Annotated in this window: 3 protein-coding genes; 2 read left to right on the forward strand and 1 reads right to left on the reverse strand. The window is 62.3% G+C overall.

Translation table 11 applies throughout. From position 1 onward, the window contains the following. On the reverse strand, positions 1 to 1,923 hold a 1,923-nt coding region (recG, locus tag AB4Z11_RS26860), incomplete at its 3' end, for an ATP-dependent DNA helicase RecG (RefSeq protein ID WP_442028898.1). Between the two features lie 65 nt (positions 1,924 to 1,988). Here recG and queA point away from each other — a divergent pair. Together queA and AB4Z11_RS26870 are read left to right on the forward strand one after the other, a co-directional pair. Next, the gene (gene queA, locus AB4Z11_RS26865) at positions 1,989 to 3,014 is read left to right on the forward strand and encodes a tRNA preQ1(34) S-adenosylmethionine ribosyltransferase-isomerase QueA (RefSeq protein WP_442028899.1); all 1,026 of its coding nucleotides are present in this window, start codon (positions 1,989 to 1,991) and stop codon (positions 3,012 to 3,014) included. Positions 3,015 to 3,039: 25 nt separating this feature from the next. After that, positions 3,040 to 3,485: tRNA-guanine transglycosylase (locus AB4Z11_RS26870; protein WP_442028900.1), on the forward strand; the 446-nt coding region annotated here is incomplete at its 3' end.

Here is a 3,485-nt window from a genome sequence, read left to right on the forward strand (position 1 = left end):
CAGCATGGCCTGGCCGGACTGGCGGGCGCCGAGGAATTCGCCGGGGCCGCGGATTTCGAGGTCGCGGCGGGCGATTTCGAAACCGTCCGTGGTTTCGCGCATGGTTTGCAGGCGCTGCTTGGCGACGGGGCCTAGCGGGCTTTGATACATCAGCAGGCAAACCGATGCGGCCGAGCCGCGGCCGACGCGTCCACGCAGCTGGTGCAGCTGCGATAAGCCGAAACGCTCGGCATGTTCGATCACCATCAACGAGGAATTCGGCACGTCCACGCCGACTTCAATGACGGTGGTGGCAACCAGCACGTGCACATCACCAGCGGCGAAGGCGTCCATCACCTCGGCTTTTTCGGCCGGCTTCAGGCGGCCGTGTACCAGGCCGACGCGCAGGTCGGGCAGGGCTTCGCACAGGGTTTCGTAGGTTTCGGTGGCGGTTTGCAGTTGCAGCGCTTCGGATTCTTCGATTAGCGGGCAGACCCAGTAAGCCTGGCGTCCTTCCAGCGCGGCGGCGTGTACGCGGGCGATCACTTCGTCGCGGCGGTTCTGGTCCACCACGGCGGTGACGATAGGCGTGCGGCCCGGCGGCAGTTCGTCGATCACCGAGACTTCAAGATCGGCGTAGTAGGTCATCGCCAGCGTGCGCGGGATCGGCGTGGCGGACATCATCAGCTGGTGCGGCACCAGACCGCGGCTGCCCTTGTTGCGCAGGGTCAGTCGCTGGCCGACACCGAAGCGGTGCTGCTCGTCCACGATCACGAGGCCGAGTTTGTGGAAGTTCACCGTATCCTGAATGATGGCGTGCGTGCCGATCACCAGTTGTGCTTCGCCCGATTCGACCAGCGCTATCGTGGCTTCCTTTTCCTTCTTCTTCAGGCTGCCCGTCAGCCACGCCACGTTGACGCCTAGCGGTTCCAGCCACGCGGCAATCTTGCGGAAGTGCTGGTCGGCCAGGATTTCGGTCGGCGCCATCAGCGCGGCCTGGTAGCCGCTGTCGATCGCTTGCGCAGCGGACAGCGCGGCCACAATCGTCTTACCGCTGCCGACGTCGCCCTGCAGTAGTCGCTGCATCGGGAAGTGTTCTTTGATATCGGCGCGGATTTCTTTCAACACGCGCTGCTGCGCGCCGGTCAGCTTGAACGGCAGGGAGGCTTCAAAGGCTTTCGACAGTTCGCCCACTTTCTTCAGAGCCGTCGCGCCTTTCGCGCGGCGTGCACGCTGGGCGCGTTTCAGAGATAGCTGCTGCGCCAGCAGCTCGTCGAACTTCATGCGCGTCCATGCCGGATGCGAGCGGTCGGCCAGCGCGTGTTCATCGGCGCTTGCGGGCGGATAGTGCAGGGCTTTCACCGCAGGCTCGAACGCGTGAAGACGCATGCGCAGCAGGATTTCATGCGGCACCGTGTCGGTCCAGTCAATGCGCTTCATCGCATCGGCAATCGCGCGGCGCAGTACCAGCTGGGACAAGCCTTCGCCCGATGGATACACGGGGGTGAGGGAAGTCGGCAGCGGCGCGCCTTCGTTCACCACCTTGTACGCCGGGTGTACCATCTCCGCGCCAAAGAAGCCATGCCGCACCTCGCCGCGTGCACGTACGCGCGTGCCCTCGGCCAGTTGCTTGACCTGGCTGCCGTAGAAATTCATGAAGCGCAGCTGGATATCGCCCGTCTCGTCCACGATGTGCACCAGCAGCTGGCGGCGCGGCTTGTAGGCGATTTCGTTTTTCGTGACCACGCCCTCGACCTGCGACACCTGTCCGCCGCGCAGGCACGCCTCGCGGATGGTCAGGACCTCCGTCTCGTCTTCATAGCGCATGGGCAGATGCAGCACCAGATCCATATCCGAGCGCAGACCAAGCTTGGCGAGCTTGCTCTCGGCGGTGGCGGCGGGTTTCTTTGCAGCGGCGGGCTTCTTTTGCTTCGTTTCAGGCATTTTTGCGCGATTTTTGGGCAGATGGCGTAAAATAGAGGGTTGCCCAACAGTTTCCGTAGTCCGTAATGTACTCGCTATCAGATTTCGATTTTAACTTGCCGCCAGAGCGTATTGCGCAATTTCCGCTTCCGGACCGCAGCGCGTCCCGCCTTCTGCATGTAGATGGCAAGGATCTGCACGACCGCCAGTTCACCGACATCATCGACCAGCTGCAAGCCGGCGACCTGCTCGTGATGAACAATACGCGCGTGCTGAAGGCGCGCTTCTTTGGTGTGAAGGACAGCGGCGGCAAGGTCGAGGCGCTGGTGGAGCGCGTGCTGGATACGCGCACCGTGCTGGCCCAGTTGCGCGCGTCGAAGTCGCCTGGTCCCGGCGTGAAGATCCGACTGGCCGATGCGTTCGACGTGACCGTCGGCGAGCGCGCGGGCGAGTTCTTTACCCTGCATTTCGATGCCGACGTGTTCGACCTGATCGAGCAATACGGCCGCCTGCCGCTGCCGCCTTATATCGAGCACGCGCCGGGTGAAGTGGACGAAACGCGTTACCAGACCGTCTTCAACAAGGTACCGGGCGCTGTCGCTGCGCCGACCGCCGGCCTGCACTTCGACGAAGCACTGCTGGCACGCCTGAAAGAAAAGGGTGTGAAGTTCGCCTATGTCACGCTGCACGTGGGCGCTGGCACCTTCCAGCCTGTGCGCACCGAGAATCTGTCCGAACACAAGATGCACACGGAGTGGTACACGATCGGCCAGGAGACTGTCGATGCCGTGCGCGAAGCCAAAGCGGTGGGCCGCGATGTGATCGCCGTGGGCACGACCTCGCTGCGCGCGCTGGAGTCGGCTTCGCAATCCGGCGAGCTGGTAGCAGGCAGCGCCGATACGGCCCTGTTCATCACGCCGGGCTACAAGTTCAAGACGGTCACGCGCCTGATTACCAACTTCCACCTGCCGAAATCGACACTGTTGATGCTCGTTTCGGCCTTTGCCGGCTTTACCGAGATCCGCCACGCTTACCAGCACGCGATCGCCAATGAATACCGCTTCTTCAGCTACGGCGATGCCATGCTGCTGACCACGCACAACCGCGCCTGAGCGCCGGTGCCAAAGGAATAGTTAAATGCTGGAATTTAAACTCATCAAGAAAGACACCACCGGCAAGACGCACGCCCGCCGCGGCACCGTCAAGCTGAATCACGGCGAAGTGCAGACGCCGATCTTCATGCCGGTTGGTACCTATGGCTCGGTGAAGGCGATGTCGCCGCTGGAGCTGAAGGAAATCGGCGCGCAGATCATTTTGGGCAATACCTTCCACCTGTGGCTGCGTCCTGGCAACGACGTGATGTCGAAGTTCGGCGGCCTGCATGGCTTCATGGGCTGGGACAAGCCTATCCTGACCGACTCCGGCGGCTTCCAGGTGTTCTCGCTGGGCGAGATGCGCAAGATCACGGAAGAGGGCGTGCACTTCAACTCACCCATCAATGGTGACAAGCTGTTCCTGTCGCCGGAAATCTCGATGCAGATCCAGCGCGTGCTGAATTCCGACATCGTGATGCAGTTCGACGA

The sequence above is a fragment of the Pseudoduganella sp. RAF53_2 genome, assembly GCF_052113985.1.
In the GTDB taxonomy this organism is placed as follows: Bacteria; Pseudomonadota; Gammaproteobacteria; order Burkholderiales; family Burkholderiaceae_D; genus Rugamonas.